The sequence below is a fragment of the Salinibacterium sp. SWN248 genome, from assembly GCF_015864575.1.
Lineage (GTDB): Bacteria > Actinomycetota > Actinomycetes > Actinomycetales > Microbacteriaceae > Rhodoglobus.
Genome location: NZ_JADYWW010000001.1, coordinates 756,059 through 773,144, shown reverse-complemented (window position 1 = coordinate 773,144; position 17,086 = coordinate 756,059). Strand labels below are relative to the sequence as shown.

Sequence of the window (17,086 nt, the reverse complement as noted above, 5' to 3'; positions counted from 1 at the left end):
CGGAGGTGATGCCGAGACTACTTAGTTGTAGGTTCCCGGCGTGGAATCATTCGAGCTGAAGCTGTCGAAGTCGACGAAGCTCAAGTCACTCTCGGTGAGGCTTGCATCATCAGCGAAGATGCGGTTGGGGTAACGTTCAGCTTTCGCCTCTTCCGTTGCCTCGACCGATACATCGCGGTAGCGCGGCAATCCCGTACCAGCCGGGATGAGCTTACCGATGATGACGTTCTCCTTGAGTCCCATGAGTGGGTCGGACTTGCCTTCCATGGCCGCCTGCGTAAGAACGCGGGTGGTCTCCTGGAACGACGCAGCCGACAGCCACGACTCGGTTGCCAGCGAAGCCTTGGTGATACCCAAGATCTCCTGACGCGCGGATGCCGTTGCCTTGCCCTCGGTGAGAACACCGCGGTTGAGCTCGTTGTACTTCGAACGGTCGACCAGCTCACCCGGGAGGAGTCCAGTGTCACCGTGGTCAACAACAGTCACCTTGCGGAGCATCTGACGAACGATGACCTCAATGTGCTTATCGTGAATCGGTACACCCTGCGAGCGGTAAACGCCCTGGACACCATCGACGAGGTGCTGCTGAACGGCACGGACACCGCGAACACGAAGAACTTCCTTCGGGTCAACGTTTCCCACGTGCAGCTGCTTGCCGAGTTCGACGTGCTCGCCATCCTCGATGAGGAGGGTTGCGCGACGCAGGATCGGGTAAGCGATGGGCTCGTCACCATTGTCTGGCGTGAGGATCAGCTTGCGACTGCGGTCGGTGTCTTCGATCGTGACGCGACCAGCGGCTTCTGCGATGGGGCTTGCACCCTTGGGGGTACGAGCTTCGAAGAGTTCCGTTACGCGAGGAAGACCCTGCGTAATGTCGTCTGCCGAAGCAACACCACCAGTGTGGAAGGTACGCATGGTCAGCTGGGTACCGGGCTCACCGATCGACTGTGCGGCGATAATTCCGACAGCCTCACCGATGTCAACGAGGAGTCCCGTTGCGAGCGAGCGGCCGTAGCAGACTGCACACACACCAACAGCGGACTCACACGTGAGTACCGAACGAACCTTGATGCTGTGAACACCAGCAGCAACGAGCTTCTCGAGCAGAACGTCTCCGACGTCTGCACCAGCAGCAGCGACTACATCGCCCTTATCGTTGGTGGCCTCCGCAGCAAGGCTGCGAGCGTAGACCGAGTTCTCAACGTTGTCGTCGAGGATCCACTTGCCATCAGCGTTCTGCGCTGCGATCGGCATGTCGAGTCCCTTGCGGGTGCCACAGTCGTTTTCACGAATGATGACATCCTGCGACACGTCAACGAGTCGACGCGTGAGGTATCCCGAGTCTGCAGTACGCAGTGCGGTGTCAGCCAGTCCCTTACGAGCACCGTGAGTCGAGATGAAGTACTCGGCTACAGTCAGGCCCTCCTTGTAGGAGTGGACGATCGGGCGAGGAATGATCTCACCCTTCGGGTTCGATACCAGACCACGCATACCGGCGATCTGACGAACCTGCATCCAGTTACCACGAGCACCAGACGACACCATGCGGTTGATGTTGTTGTCGGTGCGGAAGTTGGACTGCATGGCAGTCGCTACTTCTGCGGTTGCCTTGTTCCAGATCTCGATGAGCTCCTGACGACGCTCGGCGTCGGTCGTGAGTCCCTTCTCGTACTGGCCCTGAACCTTGGCTGCGATCTTCTCGTAGCGGCCAATGATCTCCGGCTTGTTCGGCGGGGTCACGATGTCAGACAGCGCAACGGTTACACCGGAGCGAGTAGCCCAGTGGAATCCAGCATCCTTGATCGCGTCAAGAGCTGATGCAACATCCACCTTCACGTACCGCTCAGCGAGGTCGTTGACGATGGCCGAAATCTGGCCCTTGTCAGCGAGTGCCTCAATGTACGGGTAGTCCTTCGGAAGCGCCTCGTTGAAGAGGGCACGACCGAGGGTCGTCTCCATGAGCTTGGACTGACCCTGAACGAAGCACTCAGGGGCATCTTCTTCAGAGAGGTACACGTTGTCGAGACGCAGACGCACCTTGGCGTTGAGGTCAAGCGAGTGCTGATCGAACGCGAAGATCGCTTCAGCAACCGACGAGAACGCGCGGCCTTCGCCAGCAACGTCTTCCTTGAGCGTGGTCAGGTGGTGCAGACCAATGATCATGTCCTGGGTGGGCAGAGTCACTGGGCGACCGTCAGACGGCTTGAGGATGTTGTTGCTTGCGAGCATCAGGATGCGAGCTTCAGCTTGCGCTTCAACCGACAGCGGAAGGTGAACAGCCATCTGGTCACCGTCGAAGTCAGCGTTGAACGCAGCACAGACGAGGGGGTGAAGCTGAATAGCCTTACCCTCAACGAGCTGAGGCTCGAATGCCTGGATGCCCAAACGGTGCAGTGTAGGTGCACGGTTCAGCAGCACGGGACGCTCGCGGATGATTTCTTCGAGTACGTCCCAGACCTGCGGACGTGCACGCTCAACCATGCGCTTGGCGCTCTTGATGTTCTGAGCGTGGCTCAGGTCGATCAGGCGCTTGATAACGAACGGCTTGAACAGCTCGAGAGCCATCTGCTTCGGGAGACCACACTGGTGCAGTTTGAGCTGCGGTCCAACGATGATCACCGAACGACCGGAGTAGTCAACGCGCTTTCCGAGCAGGTTCTGGCGGAAACGACCCTGCTTACCCTTGAGCATGTCGCTCAGGGACTTGAGGGCACGGTTGCCAGTACCGGTGACGGGGCGACCACGACGACCGTTGTCGAACAGTGCGTCAACGGCTTCCTGAAGCATGCGCTTCTCGTTGTTGACGATGATCTCGGGAGCACCGAGGTCAAGGAGTCGACGCAGACGGTTGTTGCGGTTGATCACACGACGGTAGAGGTCGTTGAGGTCGGAGGTCGCGAAGCGGCCACCATCCAACTGAACCATCGGGCGCAGCTCCGGAGGAATAACCGGAACAACGTCGAGCACCATCGCGGCCGGCGAGTTGCCGGTCTGAAGGAACGAGTTGACTACACGCAGGCGCTTGATGGCGCGGATCTTCTTCTGACCCTTACCGTTCGCGATCTGGTCGTGCAGTTCAACGCTCTCGAGAGCAAGGTCGAAGGCCTGAAGGCGCTTCTTGATTGCCTCGGCACCCATGAATGCTTCGAAGTAGCTACCGAAACGGTCCTGCAGTTCCTGGAAGACAGAGTCTTCAGGCTTCAGGTCACCGATCTTGAGGGTGCGGAAGTCTTCCCACACGCGCTCAAGCTGAGCAATCTGCTCATCGATCGACTTGCGCAGCTGAGACATTTCTTTCTCAGCAGCATCCTTGACACGACGCTTCTGGTCGGCCTTCGCACCCTCTTCTTCAAGAGCGGCGAGGTCTTCCTCGAACTTGGTCAAGCGGTCAGCGATGCGGGAATCGCGCTGTCCCTCAAGCGTCTTGATTTCGAGACGGATCTCGTTCTCAAGCGCGGGCAGGTCAGCGTGACGGCCTTCTTCGTCAACCGAAATGATCATGTATGCAGCGAAGTAGATGACCTTTTCGAGGTCCTTCGGTGCCATGTCAAGCAGGTAACCGAGACGGCTCGGAACACCCTTGAAGTACCAGATGTGGGTAACCGGAGCAGCAAGCTCAATGTGGCCCATGCGCTCACGGCGCACAGCCGACTTGGTTACTTCAACACCACAGCGCTCACAAACGATGCCCTTAAAGCGGACACGCTTGTACTTGCCACAGGAGCACTCCCAGTCGCGCGAAGGTCCGAAGATCTGTTCGCCGAACAGACCATCTTTCTCCGGCTTGAGTGTGCGGTAGTTAATGGTCTCTGGCTTTTTTACTTCACCGTGCGACCAGCGACGAATGTCGTCGGCGGTAGCGAGACCGATTTTGATTTCATCAAACGCGTGAACGTCGAGCAATTTATCTTCTCTCTTCGAAAGTTCTGCAGTCGTGGTCGGTCGAGTTAAATCTCGTCAACAGACGAGGACTCGAACCGCGCGGAAATGTTGATGCCCAACTCTTCAGCGGCACGGAACGCTTCATCGTCCGTGTCGCGCAGGTTGACCGTTGAACCGTCGGCCGAAAGAACTTCGACGTTGAGGCACAGCGACTGCATTTCCTTGATGAGAACCTTGAAGCTCTCGGGGATACCGGGCTCCTGAATGTTCTCGCCCTTAACGATGGCTTCGTATACCTTGACGCGACCGAGGATGTCATCCGACTTGATCGTCAGAAGCTCCTGCAGAGCGTATGCGGCACCATAGGCCTCGAGTGCCCACACTTCCATCTCACCGAAGCGCTGTCCACCGAACTGAGCCTTACCACCGAGTGGCTGCTGAGTAATCATGGAGTACGGACCGGTTGAACGAGCGTGGATCTTGTCGTCAACGAGGTGGTGCAGCTTGAGGATGTACATGTAACCGACTGAAACGGGAGCCGGGAACGGCTCACCCGAACGACCATCGAACAGCGGGGTCTTACCCGTGTGGTCGATGAGACGAACGCCGTCACGAGTAGGAGTCGTGGAGTCAAGAAGACCCGCGATTTCCTCTTCGTACGCACCGTCGAATACAGGGGTAGCAACCTTGGTTCCTGGTGCAGCGCTGAACGCTTCCTCAGGAAGGTTCTTCGCCCACTCCGGCTTGCCTTCAACTTCCCAACCCTGCTTCGCAACCCAACCGAGGTGAGTTTCGAGTACCTGACCGAAGTTCATTCGACCGGGGATACCGAGCGGGTTCAGGATGATGTCGACCGGGGTTCCATCGGCCAAGAACGGCATGTCTTCGACAGGCAGAATCTTGGAGATAACACCCTTGTTGCCGTGACGACCAGCGAGCTTGTCACCTTCGGTGATCTTGCGCTTCTGGGCGATGTACACAACAACACGCTGGTTGACACCCGAGCCGAGCTCGTCATCGTTGTCTGCGGAGAATTCCTTGACAGCAATGATTGTGCCCTGCTCACCGTGGGGAACCTTCAGCGAGGTGTCGCGAACTTCGCGGCTCTTCTCGTTGAAGATGGCACGGAGCAAGCGCTCTTCAGCCGAAAGCTCAGTCTCACCCTTAGGAGTGACCTTGCCGACGAGGATGTCGCCTGGACGAACCTCAGCACCGATACGGATGATTCCACGCTCGTCGAGGTCAGCCAAAAGTTCTGGGCTGACGTTCGGCAGATCGCGCGTGATCTCTTCCTTACCGAGCTTGGTGTCGCGAGCATCCACTTCATATTCTTCGATGTGGATCGACGACAGTACGTCATCCTTGACCAGGTTCTGGCTCAGGATGATCGCGTCCTCGAAGTTGTGACCCTCCCACGGCATGAATGCCACGAGGAGGTTCTTTCCGAGGGCGAGCTCGCCGTTCTCGGTTGCAGGACCATCAGCGATGACCTGGCCAACCTCGACGCGCTCTCCAGCGCTAACGATGACACGGTGGTTGTAGCTCGTGCCCTGGTTAGAGCGGTCGAACTTGCGCAGGAAGTACTCCTGCGTTCCGCCCTCATCGAGCTGAACAACAACGACGTCTGCTGAAACCTCAGAGACAACACCAGCCTTGAGCGTGGTGACAACGTCACCAGAGTCAATTGCGGCGAAGGCTTCCATACCGGTTCCGACAAGCGGGCTCTCGCTGCGCAGCAGCGGGACAGCCTGACGCTGCATGTTGGCACCCATGAGTGCGCGGTTTGCATCGTCGTGCTCGAGGAACGGGATGATCGAGGTCGCTACCGACACCATCTGGCGCGGCGAGACATCCATGTAGGCAATGTCTTCAACGGGAACGAGGTCAACCTCGCCACCCTTCTTACGTGCAAGCACGCGAGGCTCAGCGAACTTCATGTCCTTCGTGAGCGGTGCGTTTGCCTGCGCGACGATGTAGTCGTCTTCGTCGCTTGCAGTCAGGTAGTCGATGGTCGTCGAAACAACGCCGTCAATGAGGCGACGGTACGGGGTCTCGATGAAACCGAATGCGTTAATACGTGCGAACGATGCGAGCGAACCAATCAGACCAATGTTGGGGCCTTCAGGAGTCTCAATCGGGCACATACGGCCGTAGTGAGAGGGGTGAACGTCTCGAACTTCAACACCAGCGCGCTCACGGCTCAAACCACCTGGGCCCAGCGCCGAAAGGCGACGCTTGTGGGTCAGTCCCGCGAGCGGGTTGTTCTGGTCCATGAACTGCGAGAGCTGCGACGTTCCGAAGAACTCCTTGATCGCGGCGACGACGGGGCGCACGTTGATCAGGGTCTGCGGGGTGATCGCTTCGATGTCCTGTGTGGTCATGCGCTCACGAACAACACGCTCCATACGGCTGAGGCCGGTACGAACCTGGTTCTGGATGAGCTCACCAACAGCACGGATACGACGGTTGCCGAAGTGGTCGATGTCGTCAATGTCGAGACGAACGGCAACCTTCTTGCCATCGCGGACGCCCTTAACACTGGCTACACCGCTGTCGCTTACCGAAACGTTGGGTGCCGAAGTGTCGTGAAGCGAAACCATGTACTTGATGGTCGCGATGATGTCTTCAACGGTGAGTACCGACTCTTTAATGTCAGTGTCGAGACCGAGCTTGCGGTTGATCTTGTAACGACCAACCTTCGCGAGGTCATAACGCTTGGAGTTGAAGTAGAAGTTGTCAAGAAGCGCACGTGCGGCTTCAGCAGCAACCTGCTCGCCGGGGCGAAGCTTGCGGTAGATGTCCTTGAGGGCCTCTTCCTTGGTAAGGATGTTGTCCTTCTCCAAGGTGGCCTCGATCGACGGGAAGCCCTTGAACTCCTCGAGGATCTCTTCGCTCGAGAGGCCGAGGGCCTTCAGGAAGACCGTGACCGACTGCTTGCGCTTGCGGTCGATGCGAACGCCGACCTGGTCGCGCTTGTCGATCTCGAACTCAAGCCAAGCACCACGGCTCGGGATGATACGAGCCGAGTAGATGTCCTTGTCGGACAGCTTCTCTGGCTGGCGGTCGAAGTACACACCAGGCGAACGGACGAGCTGCGAAACAACTACGCGCTCGGTTCCGTTGATGATGAAGGTACCGCGAGCGGTCATGAGGGGGAAGTCGCCCATGAAAACGGTCTGAGTCTTGATTTCACCGGTGAGGTGATTCATGAACTCAGCGTTTACGTAGAGAGGCGCAGCGAAAGTCTTGCCGCGCTCCTTGCACTCGTCAATCGAGTACTTGGGTTCTTCAAGCTCAGGATCAGTGAACGACAGTTGCATCGTCTCGCCGAGGTCTTCAATCGGTGAAATCTCTTCAAAGATTTCATCGAGACCACTACGAGTCGGCAGATCGGTACGACCGGCGGCAACACCGTCAGTTACACGGTTCTTCCAGATGTCGTTTCCGACGAGCCAATCAAAGCTCTCGGTCTGCAAGGCGAGCAGATCGGGAACCGTGAGCGTGTCAGTGATTTTTGCGAAAGAAAGCCGCGAAGCTGAGCGGCCGTTTTTCGGGGACTTATTGGTGGACGCATCGCGCGCAGCAGCCAAGGAACAACCTCCGTGAACCCCGTCGGGTTCGTCTGTCAAGATAATTGACGGTCGGTAATGAAATGCTCACCAGAAACACCCCGCCGCTATACTCGGGGCACCCAGCTGTCCGCAATATGACCGCTTAATTTGTCTGGGAGCGCAAGGATCTACTATAAGCCTCGATGCCGCGCCGTGTCCACTCGATTCTTGACCTAAATCGCAAATTCGACTAGGGGTTTGCTGTGAGTCCCGCCGCACGCTTCTTCGCGGCCATCGCCCCGAAGGCTTCCCAGATGAGCCGATGAGCGTTATTGACGGTGATGTCGGCGTGGTCATAGGCCGGCGCGACCTCCATAATGTCGAAACCAACGACATCCGTTTCGAGCACAATTTGCCGGATGATGCGCAGCAAATCAATGGGCGCGAAGCCGCCAGGCTCGGGCGTTCCTGTCGCCGGTGCAAAGCCGGGGTCGAGCACATCAATGTCAATCGAGATATAGACCTTGGATGCTCGAGCCTTCGCCGCCGCGATGATCTCGGGAATCATCTCCTTGACGCCGCGCTCCCAAAACTCCTGCATCATGAAGTGCTTGAGGCCGTTGTCGCGCATCCACTTCTGATCTTCTTCACCTGGCCAGTAGCCGCGCAGCCCGACCTGCACGAAGTTAGGACCGGGGATGGCGCCCGATTCAATGAGACGACGCATCGGGGTTCCGTGGCTGGCAAGGTTGCCCTCGAGGATGTTCGCCGTATCGGCGTGCGCATCGAAATGGATCATGACCACATTGCCAAAACCATGATGCTCGGCAACCGCCGTGGCTGCCGGCCACGTGATGGAGTGATCTCCGCCAATAATGAACGGGATGATGCCACGACTGGCAACTTCAGAGACGCGATCGAAAATGGCCGCCCTCGATAGCTCCCACATTCCGTGACTCGTGATGGCATCCCCGTAGTCAACAACGTTGAGGTGGTCGAAGATCTCGACGCCAAGATCGAGGTGATAGGTGCCGGGGTCGTAGGCGCTGGCGCGCAGAGCACGAGGCCCGAAGCGGGCACCGGGGCGGTTCGTGGTGCTGTCATCCCAGGGTGCGCCAACCACAGCGACATCGGGCTGCCACGAATCCAACTGCTCCGGCTCGCTCAACATGGGCCGCATGCCAAAGGTGGCCGGCCCCACATAGGACTGCGCGTTCAATTGCGCTTGCAAGTGGGGAGGAAGTTCGCGGTTCACATAGGCCATGGTTCACCGTATCGCGCTCTACCCTCAGCGCTCTCGATCGTGGCTGCATGGCGAACCGGAGTGTGGCAAAGTCAATGCCATGGCCGAGCACCCCAGCACCACCCTGAAACTAAGCGGCCACTATGCAGAAATTGCACCAGACAAGTGGATTGACGGCGCGTACACCCTCACCGTTGACGGCACCCCGCAATCCCACGTCAACATGGATGACCCGAGCGAGCTGTTCTTCGAATATGTGCAGCGCATGGGACACGTCATCGATCAGCTCTCCGAGCCCGGCGCCCCGATCACCGCCGTCCACCTCGGCGGCGGTGCCCTCACCCTTCCCCGCTATGTCGAGGCCACACGTCCAGGCTCGCGCCAACAGGTCGTGGAGCTGGAATCGGATCTCGTGGATTTTGTTCGCAAGGAACTCCCGTGGTCGAAGCGGGCATCCATCCGCGTTCGTCACGGCGATGCGCGTGAAGTGCTGGCAAAGTTTCCGGCCGGGATGCGCGGCGCCGTTGATCTTCTTGTCGTCGACGTCTTCAGCGGAGCGCGCACGCCAGCCCACGTCACGAGCATCGAGTTCTATACCGAAGCAATGACGCTGCTCGCGCCCGACGGCATCGTCGTCGTCAATGTTGCCGATGGCCCAGGGCTCGCTTTTGCTCGCAGCCAGGCCGCCACCCTCAAGCACACGGTCGGCCATGTCGCGGCGCTGGCCGAGACCCAAATCCTGAAAGGACGCCGCTTCGGCAACATTGTGCTCGTGGGGTCGCCATCCGCACTCCCCCTGCATTGGATGCCGCGCCTGCTTGCGAGCGGCCCGCACCCCTCGAAAGTGATCGCCGGGGTCGAACTTTTGGACTTTATTGGCAGCTCCCCGGTGGTCACAGACGCCACTGCGGTGAAATCTCCCCCTCCCGCGAAAAGTATTTTTCAGGTCAAACCGGGTAGAGGATAGACAGATCTGTCCCCTTGTACCCCGATTGTTTTGATACTTTCGGGGTACAACGCTTGTACCCTTTCCGCGGGTTTTGACGAACATCCCTGCAAAATCGGGGTATTTCGTCCCCCAAACAGGATCGTCTAGTCCCCCATGGTGCGGACATAGCCTGCCCCCCATTACTGGGGCCTGTCCTCCATAGTGCGGACATGTAGGTTCGTCTTAGGAAGTTGAGCGTGAGCCCAAAAAACTCGCGTTTGCTCAGTCCGAGATGCAGGAACCCGAAACCAGCACACAGCTTCTGATAACCCGAACTACCCGAACCACACTCGCCCCGGCCTGCTTTGCTGCGCCGCGAAAGGAAATCATGAACAAGCTCGTCAAAGGCTCAATCGCAGGTGCAGCAGGAATCGCTCTTCTCCTCGGCGGTGCAGGAACCCTCGCTACGTGGAACTCGTCAGTAACCGTCGCTTCGCCCGGCAGCATCGCCGCCGGCACGCTCGACATCGCAGCCGGTAGCGGCTCGACCGACGGCTGGAAGCTCGGCACCGCATCGACCGTAGCGTCGCCCGCCAGCTTCAAGATCGTTCCCGGTGACACTGTCACCTACACCAAGACCTTCAACGTGACCGCGACCGGCGACAACCTCGCTGCTACCGCCGCACTCGGCGCAACCGCGATCACCGCAGCAAGCTCATCTGCTGCAGACACCGCGCTTGCAGCAGCACTCACCAAGTCCGCCGTCTTCACGGTCAACGGAGCATCCACCTCAAGCGTCGTTGCAGCCACTGGCACGCAGCCCGTCGTGGTCACCGTCACTATCACGTACCCGAAGAGCGCCACTGCCGGAGCCGAGAACACCTCGAAGCTCGGCGCGGTATCGCTCAGCGGCTTCACCATCACGCTCACGCAAAACTAGTTTTACCCAGTTGGGTGTGCGGCCTGGGGGGACGCACACCCGACAATCCTCTTCACATTTCTAGCAATTTTCTCTCATCGAAAGGCGGTGCACCATGAACTCTTCAACAGTTCGCGGATCGCACCGCCTTGACATGGTTAACGGTCGCCATCAACGCCGTGCAGCATCACCTCTCGCCATCTTCGGCGGAGGAGCCCTGGGCGTCGTGAAGGCACTCACCGTCCTCGCCATCGCCGTCTCGCTCGGTCTCGTTGGCACTGGCGGAACCTACGCCTACCTCAACTCGTCACTCACCGCGACGCCCGAGCCGACTCTGAGCGCCGGAACAGCTGCGCTCACGGTCGGCACGCAGTCGTTGAACTGGTCAACACTCGCACCAGGCAACTCCGTCACCGGCACCTTCACCATCACCAACACGGGTGACGTGCCCCTCGTGCTTTCAGCAGCGATCGCTGCTGCCGCAACGGGTTCCTCAACGACGAACCCCTTCACGATCTCCGTCGCCAACGGCGCATGCCCCACCTCCGGAACGCCTACGGGAACGCTGAGCAGCACGCTCGCCGCTGGCGCCTCCGCGAGCGCCTGCCTCGTTGTTGCCCTTCCCGACAACGCTCCTGCGAGTGCCCAGTCGACTAACGTTGCCATCACCGCAACGATTTCGGGGGTGCAGCCGTGATCCGATCAGGAGAAAGCGCCGCCACGGTGGGATACCGAGGCATGAAACGCTCCACCCGGGTGTCGATCATCGCGGGTGTTGCCGTCTTTCTTACTCTGGTCTCTGGCATCAGCTTTGCCGCTTGGACTGCATCGTCCTCCACAACCGCGACCGCGACTACCGGATCCGTAGCAGTTACCACCGGAACCAGCGCTGGAGCGTCCACGTTTTCTACCCTCGGGCCATCCACCTACACCGCGAGCAATCAAACGGTCACGAAATCGATCGTTGTTCAGAACACGGGTTCGGTGGCGACATCGTTGAAAGACCTCGTCATCGCTCGCAGCAGCACAAGCACGCTCACCGGATCACTCGTAAGCCTGAAGCTCTGGGTCGGCAGCAGCACCGCTTGCGCCACCAGCACCCCAATCGTGTCCACCACGCTCAGCTCCGGGACGGTGTCGCTCAGCGGGCTCCCTGTTTCGATCAATCCCTCTAGTTCCGCCATTCTTTGTGCTTCAACAACCTTTACCGGCAACATGACTGCTGACGCCGGAAAGTCGCTCACTGCGACGCTCACTGTTCGCACGAACGCTGGAACTTCGTGGATTGCAACTGACAGCCAGACCGAAGCGAAACGCACGATCACGCAGAGCGTGTTCGAGTCCACTGTCCCGAACGCACCGACCGCCATTTCGTGCGAAAACGTGGAGAACGACAAGGAGTACATCACCCTCTCGTGGACTACTCCGAGCGGCTTCACAGCACCCAACGGCGGCTACAACGTCTATCTCGACAATGTCTTGATTGGCAACACGACGAACACAAGCACGCTCATCTCCAACAGAGGAAACAATAGCGGCAACGCAATCGTGACTGATACCGGGAATGGCGCAAGCGGTGGGAATTCTGGAAGCCTGACCGTGCGAGCGGTCGCTTCCAATGGATCCACCTCTGCCAGCTCAGCTGCGATCTCGCTGCAACCACGCAATGGCAATAGTGGCATCGCATGCGGCTAGGACTTCGCCGGGCATCCGGCCTCGCAGTACTAGTAGCCCTGGGCGTCGTTCTCGGGGCAACTCCCGCGAGCGCCGCGACCGGCGTTGGAGTGGTTGAAGTCAGCGATGATGGCGTCTCGTTCGCCCGCACCTACCCTGGTGTGATCTTCGACAGCATCGCACTCTTGAGCCCCGGTGACAGCCAAAGTGACATCGTGTACGTGCGCAACACCGGCACCGCCGCGGGCTTCCTCCGCGTCACGATGCAAGATGTGTCCTACTCGGATGCCACCTTTGCGAACGCGCTCAGCGTGACAACAAGTACTCCCAGCAATGCGGGCTCAGCCCACGCCATCAGCGGAGCCTCGCCCTGCCTCGTGACCAACGAGGGCGTGACCATTGCCGCCGGACAGACCGTGCCCGTGACCGCAACTCTCGCCCTCGGCAACTTGACTGGCTCGCAGGGTCAAGGAGCGACGGCATCCGTATCGCTGCGGTTCACCCTCTCGGATACGACGCCGGGAACCCTGCCAGCAACGCAGTGCGAGAACTCAGGCTCGACTGTTCCGGTGGTTCCCGCCGTTCCCGGGCCAACGAACGGAACCGGTACAACAGCTACGGGAGCCGGAAGCTCATCAACGCTGCCTATCCTCACTCCGAGCCCCAGCCCTGCGATAGCCGACTCTGCGGACGGCACGGCGTCAGGCCTCACCCCCACTTTTCCCACCTCATTCAACCTTGACCCCAACTCGTGGCGGCTCTACCAGGAGTACCTTGTACTGATCCTGTTCTTGGCCGCGCTGATCGGCGCCGGCATTTCGTGGCTCGTCGGTCGTCGCTCGCGAAAGGAGACTGACGATGTCTAAGATTTCGACGCGCGCAGACGCTCGCAACAACGTCACAGACGATGAAAGATCGCACGGAGTTCTCTACTACCTCGGCATGGGTATTAGCGGAGGACTATTCGCCCTGGTGCTGCTCGTCGGCGCCCTCGTCATCATCATCCCCAACCTCGCGGGCGCGCAGCCCCTCACCGTGCTGACAAGCTCGATGGAACCGAGCCTTCCCCCGGGAACGCTCATCGTCGTCAAGCCCATCGACACCAACGAGATCATTGTCGGGGACGTGATCACCTACCAAATCGAGTCGGGCAAAGCCGGTGTGATTACTCACCGCGTCACCGCAATCACCAACTCGAGCGATGGCAGCCGCACCTTCACGTTGCAGGGCGACAACAACGACGTCGCCGACGATCTGCAAGTACTGCCCGTTCAGGTGCAGGGCAAGCTTTGGTATAGCGTCCCGTGGATTGGTTACGTCAGCAATTTCGTGAACGGCAACGCCAAGACCTGGCTTGTTCCCGTCATCGCTATTGCCCTCTTCGTCTATGCCGGCTTCATGATCACCAGCGGCATCATCTCAAGCGCCCGCAAGCGCAAGCGTCGCCGGGCGCGAGCTCAGCGCGAAGCTGATCGGGCGGCATCCATCGAAGCAGCAACTGACGCGGATGCGGTCGAGCCGGTCGATAACCGCGTGCGGTTGGGCTAGAACTTTTCGATTAGCCTCAACAGGTGGCTGAACTTTCCCGAGTGCGCGTGTGGGCTGATGCGCTCATCCGATTGCACTTGGATGACAGCTGGCAGTTCACCTTCGACAACGCCAAGACGCGCGCGGGGCTCTGCAACTACACGCACAAACGCATCTCCGTGTCTCGGTATTTGGCTGCGCGGTATGAGGATGACGAGATCCACCAAATCCTGCTGCATGAGATTGCGCACGCAATGGCTGGCCCCGGTGCCGGCCATGGAGCGCAGTGGAAAGCCGTCGCCAAAGAGCTCGGCTATGAGGGCAAGCGCCTCCATGGCGGCGCGATCGCCGATGAGTTCGCCCCGTGGGTAGGCACGTGCCCCGCCGGCCACAAACACTTTCGCTATCGCAAACCGACCAGGCCTCTCGCGTGTGGACTGTGTTCGCGTCGTTTCAGCACAGCCAACCGCATCGAGTGGGTGCACCGGGTTGTGTCACGCCCGCGAGGGTAGCCGCGAGCGCACCCGGTCACGGGGTGTCTCGTAACCGGCGATAATGGTTAGGTGCATCATCCCGAAACCGCGTCCCCTATTGGCATGCCCGCAGCCAGCCCTACGCCTACGCCTACGCCTACGCCTGCGCCTACGAGCGAAAACGCTGGCGGCGTGACCGGGCAATGGTTTAAGTCGCGCACGTCACGTCAGTGGTGGTTCGATTCTGGCGCCCGCGCGCTCGACTTCGCCTACACCGGCGCGATGGGCAACAATCCCGAGTGGGAGCGCCTGCACACCCCAGCCGATCTCGCGACGTGGCTTGAGGGCCGCTTCGAAGCCTGCGATGGCACCGTCACCGATCGTGACCTCACGGATGCGAAGGGTCTACGCGAAGCGATTGCGTCGATCGCCAGCACGCTGAGCGTGAGCGGTGAGCCCGACCCGAAGCAGATCGACATCATCAACCTGTTCGCGGCGACACCGGATGTTCCCCCGCGGCTAGCGGGAGGAAACCTGCAGGCAGGCCGCACGCGCGTTCGCACCGGCCAAGCCCTTGCGACGATGGCCCGTGAAGCCGTCTTCTTGTTCGGCAACGAGCAGCACGAGCGAATCCGGGAATGCGCTGCCGATGACTGCGCGCTCGTCTTCTACGACGAGTCACGCTCCAATAACCGCCGGTGGTGCTCGATGCAGCGCTGCGGTAACCGCGCAAAAGTGCGCAGCCACCGTGCCCGCACTGCGGCACGCTAACTGCGCACTAGAGAAAGTCGTCGATTAGTCGACGAACTGAACCTCTTTCCAGAAGGTGACGTAGTTGGAGAAGTCTTTGCCGACGCGCTCTGCTGCGCCAGGGAGGATGTTGGGGTAGCTAAACGCACGGTCCTGGTACTGCTGGCCGTTGGCGCTGACGACGAAGTACTGGCAGTCACCCTTCCACGGGCAGTGGTACGGGGTGGGGCTCTTCTCGAGCAGTTCGTGGTTCACGCTGGCCGGCGGGAAGTACCAGTTGCCCTCAATCTTGAGGAGATCTTCCTTGGGTGCTTCTGCGATGACGGTGTCGCCGATTACTGCCTTCATACTGTCCTCCATTAAGTCGGTGTTGGTCAGAACAACGCTCGAGGAGCAAGCGTCATTCCCGAACGATGGCGAACCTGGCTGCACCGTTGCTGACAATGGCCTCATCGAGGGCGCCGCGTCCGGCATCTAGAATCAGTTGCTGACCTGCCGTGCTCGCCGACAAAAGGTGGTTGTGGGCAGACTTGAGCCCGGTAAACGCTGCGACAGCGGATGCCGCTTCCGGAGAAATGTAGTCAATGCCGGCATCGGCGAGAGCATCTACGATCGCACCCCCCGCTAGGAGGTCGTCGACGGTGAACCCGCCGTCCGCGTTTCCGGCAGCGATGACGGCGACGGTGAAGCGGTCACCTTTGAGTTCTTGTTGCGCGATGACCCATTCGGCGACGGCCGTGGCGGCCCCGGTGCCGGCGCTGAGAATCGAGAATGTTCCGGGCAACTCGGGGGCAGGCGTTGAACCGTCGGCGAGAGCATCCGCCCACACAACAACGTCGGCACTCGCGCTGAGTTCGTGCGCTTGGGCACGACCGAAGCCAAAGCGAACCTGGTACTGGGGTTGGGTGCGGGGATCGTTCACTTCATGAGGCTAAACGCGGCGGTCGTCTCGGTCACGTTGGGTTACAGAATGTGACATCAGACGCCGGCGGGCGGATGCTGGCTGCTGCATCGCCACAACGGCGAGATCACGCAGCTATTCACCAGCATTCGAAGCCCCGCCCGGCACGACCGCCACCTTGCCCCTGCCATGACTGGAGGCGATCTGGTCGATCGCGTCAACGACTCCGTCGAGCCCGACAACGCGTTCAATTGCGGGAACGAGCTCGCCAGAAGCGAGCAACTCGGCAAGGTAGGTGAGGTCGTCGGGCGTGGGTGCCGCAGTGAACTGGTGGAAGGAGACATCCGACCCCTTGAAGGCCCGGCCCATGCGCATGAGGTGGAAGACGGGGCCAACCCACCGGTTGGTCATGGGGCCGCTGACGCCCACGAAACGGGCACCGGGAGCGAGGATGGTGCGCAGCTCGTCTGCGGTTCGATTGCCCATGAGGTCGAACACGACGTCGTACTGGCCGCCGACCGCGATGTAGTCCTCGGTTTCGTAGTCGACGACTCGAGTCGCACCGAGAGCTAGCGATTGCTCGGCGTTGCGGCCGCTGCAGACCGCAGTGATCTCCGTTGCGCCGAGAATGCGGGCGAGCTGCACGGCAAAGGTGCCCACCCCACCCGCGGCACCATTGATGAGCACGCGATCGCCGGGCTGCACTGCGCCTTCGCGTCGCAATCCTTGCAGAGCAGTGAGGCCAGCGACCGGCGTTGCCCCGGCCGCCACGAAGTCGACTCCCTCGGGCAGAGTCACACAGTTTTTAGCGCTCACGGCGGCGTACTCGGCGAAGGCTCCGCCGGCTGCCTCGCCAAAGACAGCGTCTCCGATCGCGAAGCCGGTGACGTCGTTACCGACCGCAACGACGCGGCCAGCGACATCCGCTCCCGGACTGAGACGCTTCGGTTTGCGCAACCCCATCACGAGCCTCACAAAGAGCGGGGTGCCACTCAGCAGGCGCCAATCGAGCGCGTTGGCGGAGGAGCCCAAGACCTGCACAAGGAGCTTTCCCGGCGCGGCGCTGGGAGTCGGAATGGTCTCGATCGCGAGCACATCTGTATCGCCATAGCGCCGAGCAGTCACCGCCGTCATGGTCTCGGGAATAGGCACTGCGGTGCTCGAGTTCGAGCTCGCGTGCGGAGGAATAGACATCAAGGCTCCTGCCGAATCGGTGCGCACAGCTTACTGCTCACTCT

General features: G+C 60.0%; 14 protein-coding genes. 8 read left to right on the top strand and 6 right to left on the bottom strand.

Annotated features, from left to right (window positions below; translation table 11 throughout):
• Nucleotides 1-21: 21 nt before the first annotated feature.
• From I6E73_RS03540 to speB, 3 genes are all read right to left on the bottom strand, one after another.
• On the bottom strand, nucleotides 22-3,903 hold the full coding sequence (locus I6E73_RS03540; RefSeq protein ID WP_197123198.1) for a DNA-directed RNA polymerase subunit beta': 3,882 nt from the start codon (nucleotides 3,901-3,903) through the stop codon (nucleotides 22-24).
• 44 nt (nucleotides 3,904-3,947) lie between these two features.
• A complete protein-coding gene (gene rpoB / locus I6E73_RS03535) occupies nucleotides 3,948-7,472 on the bottom strand; it encodes a DNA-directed RNA polymerase subunit beta (protein WP_197106487.1) in 3,525 nt (1,174 codons plus the stop codon).
• 211 nt (nucleotides 7,473-7,683) lie between these two features.
• A complete protein-coding gene (gene speB / locus I6E73_RS03530) occupies nucleotides 7,684-8,697 on the bottom strand; it encodes an agmatinase (protein WP_197123196.1) in 1,014 nt (337 codons plus the stop codon).
• Nucleotides 8,698-8,776: 79 nt separating this feature from the next.
• Between speB and I6E73_RS03525 the strand changes: the two genes are divergently transcribed.
• From I6E73_RS03525 to I6E73_RS03490, 8 genes are all read left to right on the top strand, one after another.
• Nucleotides 8,777-9,643, top strand: a complete 867-nt coding sequence (locus I6E73_RS03525; RefSeq protein ID WP_197106489.1) for a spermidine synthase — start codon at nucleotides 8,777-8,779, stop codon at nucleotides 9,641-9,643.
• Nucleotides 9,644-9,992: 349 nt separating this feature from the next.
• Nucleotides 9,993-10,544, top strand: a complete 552-nt coding sequence (locus tag I6E73_RS03520) for an alternate-type signal peptide domain-containing protein (RefSeq protein ID WP_197123194.1) — start codon at nucleotides 9,993-9,995, stop codon at nucleotides 10,542-10,544.
• A 94-nt stretch (nucleotides 10,545-10,638) separates the two neighbouring features.
• Entirely contained in the window at nucleotides 10,639-11,220 is a 582-nt protein-coding gene (locus tag I6E73_RS03515; RefSeq protein WP_197123193.1) for a TasA family protein, read from the top strand.
• A gap of 41 nt (nucleotides 11,221-11,261) precedes the next feature.
• Complete coding sequence (locus I6E73_RS03510) at nucleotides 11,262-12,218, top strand: hypothetical protein (RefSeq protein ID WP_197123191.1); 957 nt, start codon at nucleotides 11,262-11,264, stop codon at nucleotides 12,216-12,218.
• Complete coding sequence (locus tag I6E73_RS03505) at nucleotides 12,209-13,063, top strand: hypothetical protein (protein ID WP_197123189.1); 855 nt, start codon at nucleotides 12,209-12,211, stop codon at nucleotides 13,061-13,063. Before I6E73_RS03510 ends, I6E73_RS03505 begins: the two co-directional genes overlap by 10 nt.
• Nucleotides 13,056-13,745 (top strand): signal peptidase I, encoded by a 690-nt coding sequence (locus I6E73_RS03500; protein ID WP_197123187.1) that lies wholly within the window; start codon nucleotides 13,056-13,058, stop codon nucleotides 13,743-13,745. Before I6E73_RS03505 ends, I6E73_RS03500 begins: the two co-directional genes overlap by 8 nt.
• 23 nt (nucleotides 13,746-13,768) lie before the next feature.
• On the top strand, nucleotides 13,769-14,236 hold the full coding sequence (locus I6E73_RS03495) for a SprT-like domain-containing protein (RefSeq protein ID WP_197123185.1): 468 nt from the start codon (nucleotides 13,769-13,771) through the stop codon (nucleotides 14,234-14,236).
• Nucleotides 14,237-14,320: 84 nt separating this feature from the next.
• Nucleotides 14,321-14,968 carry a CGNR zinc finger domain-containing protein gene (locus I6E73_RS03490; RefSeq protein ID WP_231600541.1) on the top strand — a complete coding sequence of 216 codons (648 nt, stop codon included), beginning with the start codon at nucleotides 14,321-14,323 and terminating at the stop codon, nucleotides 14,966-14,968.
• Nucleotides 14,969-14,992: 24 nt separating this feature from the next.
• Here the strand turns inward: I6E73_RS03490 and I6E73_RS03485 are convergent, their stop codons facing one another.
• From I6E73_RS03485 to I6E73_RS03475, 3 genes are all read right to left on the bottom strand, one after another.
• Complete coding sequence (locus tag I6E73_RS03485) at nucleotides 14,993-15,295, bottom strand: DUF427 domain-containing protein (RefSeq protein ID WP_010203891.1); 303 nt, start codon at nucleotides 15,293-15,295, stop codon at nucleotides 14,993-14,995.
• A 52-nt stretch (nucleotides 15,296-15,347) separates the two neighbouring features.
• Entirely contained in the window at nucleotides 15,348-15,869 is a 522-nt protein-coding gene (locus I6E73_RS03480; protein WP_197123181.1) for a hypothetical protein, read from the bottom strand.
• A gap of 114 nt (nucleotides 15,870-15,983) precedes the next feature.
• Nucleotides 15,984-17,042 carry an NAD(P)-dependent alcohol dehydrogenase gene (locus I6E73_RS03475; RefSeq protein ID WP_197123179.1) on the bottom strand — a complete coding sequence of 353 codons (1,059 nt, stop codon included), beginning with the start codon at nucleotides 17,040-17,042 and terminating at the stop codon, nucleotides 15,984-15,986.
• Nucleotides 17,043-17,086: the final 44 nt, after the last annotated feature.